Annotated in this window: 5 protein-coding genes; all 5 read right to left on the minus strand. The window is 42.1% G+C overall.

Going from position 1 to position 6,229, the window contains the following annotated elements; all coding sequences use genetic code 11:
• Window positions 1–64 precede the first annotated feature (64 nt).
• The gene (gene recN, locus WKF69_RS08135) at window positions 65–1,723 is read right to left on the minus strand and encodes a DNA repair protein RecN (RefSeq protein WP_340381099.1); all 1,659 of its coding nucleotides are present in this window, start codon (window positions 1,721–1,723) and stop codon (window positions 65–67) included.
• 69 nt (window positions 1,724–1,792) lie between these two features.
• A complete protein-coding gene (locus WKF69_RS08140) occupies window positions 1,793–2,692 on the minus strand; it encodes a DUF4835 family protein (protein WP_340381100.1) in 900 nt (299 codons plus the stop codon).
• Window positions 2,689–3,888, minus strand: a complete 1,200-nt coding sequence (gene coaBC / locus WKF69_RS08145) for a bifunctional phosphopantothenoylcysteine decarboxylase/phosphopantothenate--cysteine ligase CoaBC (RefSeq protein WP_340381101.1) — start codon at window positions 3,886–3,888, stop codon at window positions 2,689–2,691. Before coaBC ends, WKF69_RS08140 begins: the two co-directional genes overlap by 4 nt.
• A 68-nt stretch (window positions 3,889–3,956) precedes the next feature.
• Window positions 3,957–4,280, minus strand: coding sequence for a DNA-directed RNA polymerase subunit omega (locus WKF69_RS08150; RefSeq protein ID WP_340381102.1), 324 nt, complete (start codon window positions 4,278–4,280; stop codon window positions 3,957–3,959).
• Window positions 4,273–5,196 (minus strand): outer membrane protein assembly factor BamD, encoded by a 924-nt coding sequence (gene bamD, locus WKF69_RS08155; RefSeq protein WP_340381103.1) that lies wholly within the window; start codon window positions 5,194–5,196, stop codon window positions 4,273–4,275. The genes WKF69_RS08150 and bamD overlap by 8 nt, the downstream gene beginning before the upstream one ends.
• Window positions 5,197–6,229 lie beyond the last annotated feature (1,033 nt).

The following is a 6,229-nucleotide window of genomic DNA, read 5'->3' on the forward strand; positions in this document are numbered from 1 at the left end:
GTTTTTTGATGTTGATTTATGATGGTTTAAAGTTATTATTAATCTCTGACACTCGATCCCTAAATTAATTAAGCAGTTCCTTAGCGTTTAAAATAGCCGACTCCCCGGGATTGTTTCCGCTTAACATTTTAGCAAGCTCCATAACGCGCTCGTCCGAACTTATCTGCCGGATGTTGGTATGGGTAATGTCCGTTTGCTCATCCTTATAAACGGTATAGTGAGCTTTTCCTCTTGCAGCGATCTGGGGCAAGTGCGTAATGGCTATTACCTGCATGTTTTCAGAAAGCTTTTCCATGATGTTGCCAACCTTCAGTGCAACCTCACCTGAGATCCCTGTATCTATCTCGTCGAAGATAATCGTAGGCAATGAAGTGTGTACCGCTACAAGAGATTTGATACTCAACATTAAACGTGAAAGCTCTCCTCCCGATGCAACTTTATTCATTGGTAAAGGAGCCTGGCCTTTGTTAGCGCTAAATAGGAATCTGATCTGATCAGTCCCGTTAAGGTCAAACTTGCCTACATCTAACCGTTCGTGCGATATCTGAAGGACAGCATTTGGCATTCCAACCTGGTGTAGTGTTCCTTTTATATTTTCCTCAACGCGGGGTATGCTGGAGATGCGGGACCGGTACAATTGCTCAGCAAGCTCACCGAGTTTGGAATTGATGCTATCCAGCTCATTCTTTAACTTTTCAATGTCTTCATCAGCAAATAGAATGCTGTTGAGTTTATCTGAAAGCGTGTTCCTCAAATCTATCAATTCAAGGTTAGAGCTTACGCGATGCTTTTTCTGAAGGGAATACAGCGTATCCAATCTCTGATTTACATCTTCCAGCCTTGCTTCATCAACAGAGCTGTGCTGTTCTATTCTTTCAATTTCCGACAAGATATCTTTCACCTCAATGAGGCTGCTAGTCAACCTTTCGTGTAATTCTTTTATTTCGGGATTGTACTTTTCTGCGGCCCCCAAACTGAGGGCAGCTTCCTTTAACTGGTTTATGACAGCCGGATCCTGTTCACCTAATATTCCGATGGCGCCCAGCAGACTCCTTTTGATTTCTTCCGCATGGGTGAGGACATCCTGTTCCTGTTCCAGTTGCGTCTGTTCATCCTCAGCCAGATTTGCCTTTTCCAGCTCATCGAACTGGAACTGGAAATAATCGAGATCAGACTTAGACTGCTCACTCTGACTGATAAGCTCTTTTAATTTAGACTGAGTATGGCGATAGAGCTTGTAAGTTAAATTGTAATTTTCCAGAAGATCCTTATTACCCGCAATTGTATCGATAACCAGGAGCTGGAAATCCTCATCATTAATTTCCAGGGTTGCATGCTGCGAATGGATGTCTATTAATTTCTCACCAAGCTTTTTCAGAATGACTAGATTAACCGGCGTATCATTAATAAAGGCCCGGGATTTTCCATCCGAAGATATCTCTCTTCTTAAAACTGTTTCCAGTTCGTAGTCCAGATCGTTTTCTTCAAAGAAATCATTTAAATGAAAACCATTGACAAGAAAAGTCCCTTCGATAACACACTTTTTCTGCTGATTAAAGAAATATTTGCCTTCTGCCCGCTGCCCAAGAATCAGGGATAGTGCGCCAAGTATAATAGATTTTCCTGCACCGGTCTCCCCGGTTAGAATGTTAAGCTCATTTGAAAATGAAATATCCAGGGTATCAATTAACGCATAATTACTAATAGCCAGTCGCTTGAGCATAGGTTAGAGAAAGAGTTGGGCTAAATTAAGGAAATAGGTATTAAGGCGAGGCGATTTTGTCAAAACGATTTAACGGGCTCTTTTAAGGATCTCATATTTCAGGGCATTTGCAGGATCAATTACTGACAGTATGGTAAAAGCCTTTAGTTTTTCCTGCGGCTCAGCATCGCTTAAGATATTAATAAGCTCATCTGACTTGGAGGTAAAGAACACCTGATTTAAAATGGCGCCCTGCTTCTGCTTGTCAATCTTCTGAAGCTGCGGCAAAACAGTGTAGATTGCTTTCCGGCCCTTTGATGGATTTTCAGCCATCACATCAAGGCCATCACGGTGATAAATATACATGCTTTCACGGATAGGGTTGTATGATTTATTCATCAGGTTCTCTATCAGCCAGAACCGGTTTTTGAGGTTCTCATGAGCCTTCCATCCAGGGTTTGGTGCGTTCTGCGCATTATTCAGTAATGTCTGAGCCTTTTGCAAATAAGGTGTCCCGCCCAGCTTGGAAAACGTATCATAATCCATCCCGGTAATGATGTAAGCATAAAACGCCAGCAGGGAGGTGAGATTGTTCAGGTAGTTTTGATCCGAATAGTCCAGTGCCTGGCCTTCAGAGTAAGAAAAATTGAAATCCTCATCGCTTAGATTCAAGATCGTACTGTTATAATTGCTATTATATATCGGCCTGTTCGACTGGATTTGAGCGTTTGCTTTAAAGTTGGAAGATGAGCCATCCCAGTCGCTTATTGTGATCACAAAGTTGCAGTCGATCCGCTCTTGGGGCTGCAATGCATCTGACGTCCATCGTCTCCCATTCAAGAAATCTTTAATGCTTACTTCAAGTACATCCAGTATACGTTTGTTGGCGTTGGGTATTTGTGGGGCCAGGATCTGCACCCTTGCATTCAAATCCTGTGAATACACCGCTGTAGAAGCTATTAACAGGAAGAAAAGCAGGAGGGATCTCATGATAATAAATCTACTACTTTTTTGCAGATATCTTTCGCCACGTCTTTCTTCGATTTCAGAGGAAACGATTCTTTCGAAAGCTTATTATCAATGATCGTTATCTTATTTTGGTCGTTCTTAAAACCTGCGCCTTCATCCCGTAAAGAATTCAGTACAATAAAGTCGAGGTTCTTTTTCCTGAGCTTACCGATAGCATTCTCCTCTTCATTATTTGTCTCAAGAGCAAAGCCGACAAGGATCTGCCCGTTTTTTTTTGCTTTACCAAGGGTAGCTAGAATGTCTGTCGTTTTGACAAGGTTAAGGTCTAGTCCCGCACCTTCCTTTTTAATTTTAATATCAGATACCTCTGCCGGACGATAGTCAGCAACCGCAGCGCTCATTATGGCAATAGTCGTATCCGGAAAAGCTTGCAGCGAAGCCTGGAGCATCTCTTCCGCAGTAGTGACATCTATACGGTTAATACTGGTATCATTTAGTTTTAATGAGGTAGGTCCGGTAACCAGCGTGACATCTGCGCCCAAGGCAGAAAGCTCTTCAGCAATAGCAAACCCCATTTTGCCGGAGGAATGATTCCCGATAAAACGTACCGGATCAATGGCTTCGTATGTGGGACCGGCCGTAACAAGGGCGCTTTTACCTCTTAGCGGAAGTTTTTTTTTTATCTCGTCAGATATAAACGTAATTATCTCTTCAGGTTCTGCCATTCTACCTTCGCCGATAAGCCCGCTGGCAAGTTCGCCATAAGCAGGTTTGATCAGGATGTTTCCAAACGAAACCAGGGAATCGATATTTTTCTGTGTGGCAGGGTGCTTCCACATATCAAGGTCCATTGCCGGAGCAAAGAACACCGGGCATTTGGCCGAAAGATAGGCTGCGGAAAGCAAATTGTCGCACAAGCCATTGGCCAGCTTTGCAAGTGTGTTGGCGCTTGCCGGGGCGATGATCATCAGATCGGCCCATAAGCCAAGTTCCACATGGTTATTCCATACCCCAGATTCAGGATCGAAATAATTAACCAGGACCGGATTTTTAGAAAGAGTAGCGAGGGTAAGGGGGGTAATGAAATTGGTGGCCTCGCTGGTCATTATAATCTTGACGTTTGCGCCAGCTTTAACCAATAGCCTGGTTAAGGTTGCGGATTTGTAGCTTGCAATACTGCCACAAACGCCAAGTAAAATATTTTTATTCGCAAGCATAGGCATGTTTCTACCAAAATGAACTCATGCATGAGGCATAGCACGAATGCTCTATGCTTTTTGCAATCTTATTGCTCTTTAGAAGGATTCCTGTAATAAACTTTATTGTTTAAAAATTCATCAACAGCAATCAGCGAAGGCTTAGGCATACGCTCATAGTGTTTAGATATTTCGATCTGCTCACGATTTTCAAATACCTCTTCAAGGTTATCATTTGACGAAGCAAATTCAGCTAGCTTACCATGAAGCTCTTCTTTAAGATTGTTAGAAATCTGGTTAGCACGTTTGCTGATGATAACAATAGACTCATATATATTATCTGTTGTCTTATCTAACTCGCGCACATCACGTGTAACCGTACTGTTTGGAATAGCTGGCTTGGTATTACTCATTTGAATTGTTTTTAGGGTCTTCTTGTTTTTTATCTTTAGCTGTCTCAGCTGCTTTGATTTTGGCGTTTTGTGCCTCCATAAGTGCAGTTTGAGTAGCAATTAATTTCTTTACGTCGATTATTGATTTCTCACTGTCCTTTTTTATTTGTTCAACATCCTTCAGGTATTTACTTGTTGGATAATTTACTGCGAACTCATTAGCAAGCTGAATAGCTTCGTTATATCGACCTTCCTGTTTCAGCTCCAAACTGGCGCCCGCATATGAAGCCTGTGCGCTTACCGTAAGGAATTGCATTTCTTCAGCGTATTTAGTGTCCGGGAAATCACGTTCAGAATTTCTGAGTGCAATTACAGCTGATTTATAGTCTCCAATATCCAGGAACAATTTTGCGTTCTCGTACGATTTCTGCTCCAGCTTAGTCCTTAAGTTGGCTATAAGCTTGCTTGCTTCCGGTACACGCTCACTTTTTGGGTGCAGGTTAATAAATAGCTGTAATGCATCCATCGCCTTAAGCGTGTTATCCTGATCTAATGAATAGGTAGGAGACTCCAGGTAGAAACAATATGCTGCCATAAATCTGCACTCTTCAGCTTTTGGGCTTGAAGCATATGTGTCGGCAAATGTTTTAAAATGATATCTGGCAGTTGTGTAATCTTTTAATTTGTAGTGCGTGTAGGCAAAATAGTATGAAAGGTCTTCGGCTTCTGCCGTTCCTCTGTATTTCGTAACCAGATCATCAAACAAGGGTAAAGCCTTATTGTAGTCCTTTTTTTCATAGAACTTTATTGCTTCCCGGTATTTTTTAGCGGTATCATTGCTCGCACGGAGCTTTTCATATTTGCTCTTGCAACCCGCAATCGCAATAATAATAACCAGTAGTATGCTTAGGGAAAAGTTAAGCTTGTTTTTAAACATTCTGCAAAGATAAGGTAAATCAGTAAAATTTCAATTATTAATTGACGGTCATTAATATATACGCGAAAATATCCCTTTGTACATATATGGATGATTGTTTAACATTCTTTAACAAATGGGGGAGAGGAATAGAGTCATTGGGAGGAAAGTTTAAAAATATGCCGGTTGATTACATTCCTGAGATCATATTGGAAAGGCGGAACCGTTCCCTGATTTATTCAGGGATCTCGTCCTGGACGCGGCGTAGCTTGCGTCCTCTGGGAATTTTCTACCAGGCGAGGTTTTAATCAAGGTGTATAACATTTATCAATATATCATTAGGGATAAGTTCCAATAACTACGCACAAACGATAATACAGAATGGTTTATAAGACAACCCTTGCGATAAAAATGATATCGGCAGGCATGTTATTATAAAGAATTGTTTTGGGGGTTGCCGCGTGGTTCGCGGCCGGGCTCTCCGTTTCAATCTTTTCCTGCTGCGCAGAAAAAAGCCTGCCTGCCGGACAGGCAGGGATTTCCACTTCGATCCCTAACCCGGGCGCTTCTATATAATATGTGGCAGGCAGCGGGGATATTTCACCTGACAGTTCTTTGAGGTGCTGGGTGGGATTTTAAGCCCCACCTTTTTCAAGTGATAACCAATGTATGGTGCTATGCTAACCATCTGCTCACTATATGGTCAGCGTAGGATAAGCGTAGGATAAACGTAGGATAAACGTAGGATAAACGTAGGATTAAGCCATCTCAGCACAACCTGGTTATAGGCGAAGATCTTTTTTTCTGTTCCTCTGCCGCTTTGATCGGGTGGTCCTGATGACGATCGAAAAAGGGTGTCAGTAGATCCTCGCCAGACTGTATATAGTATAGCAGCGTATGGTTTGTTGCCTTTCCTGCTTTTTTCCTCCTTGTTCCCAGCTACTTACCGGATAAGTACTAATTAAAAGCTGCCGGATGTTGTGTAAGAGTTAAGGAACTGTTACCTTTGCAACCCGCAACCAGGAGAAGCGGTTGTTTTTTGAAGGTTTTTAGA

This window comes from Daejeonella sp., from assembly GCF_037719425.1.
GTDB lineage: Bacteria > Bacteroidota > Bacteroidia > Sphingobacteriales > Sphingobacteriaceae > Daejeonella.

Bases quoted from the DNA above. Each gene is read 5' to 3' on its own strand.
- recN (WP_340381099.1), bottom strand. From the start codon at position 1,723: ATGCTCAAGCGACTGGCTATTAGTAATTATGCGTTAATTGATACCCTG.
- WKF69_RS08140 (WP_340381100.1), bottom strand. From the start codon at position 2,692: ATGAGATCCCTCCTGCTTTTCTTCCTGTTAATAGCTTCTACAGCGGTG.
- coaBC (WP_340381101.1), bottom strand. From the start codon at position 3,888: ATGCTTGCGAATAAAAATATTTTACTTGGCGTTTGTGGCAGTATTGCA.
- bamD (WP_340381103.1), bottom strand. From the start codon at position 5,196: ATGTTTAAAAACAAGCTTAACTTTTCCCTAAGCATACTACTGGTTATT.
- WKF69_RS08150 (WP_340381102.1), bottom strand. From the start codon at position 4,280: ATGAGTAATACCAAGCCAGCTATTCCAAACAGTACGGTTACACGTGAT.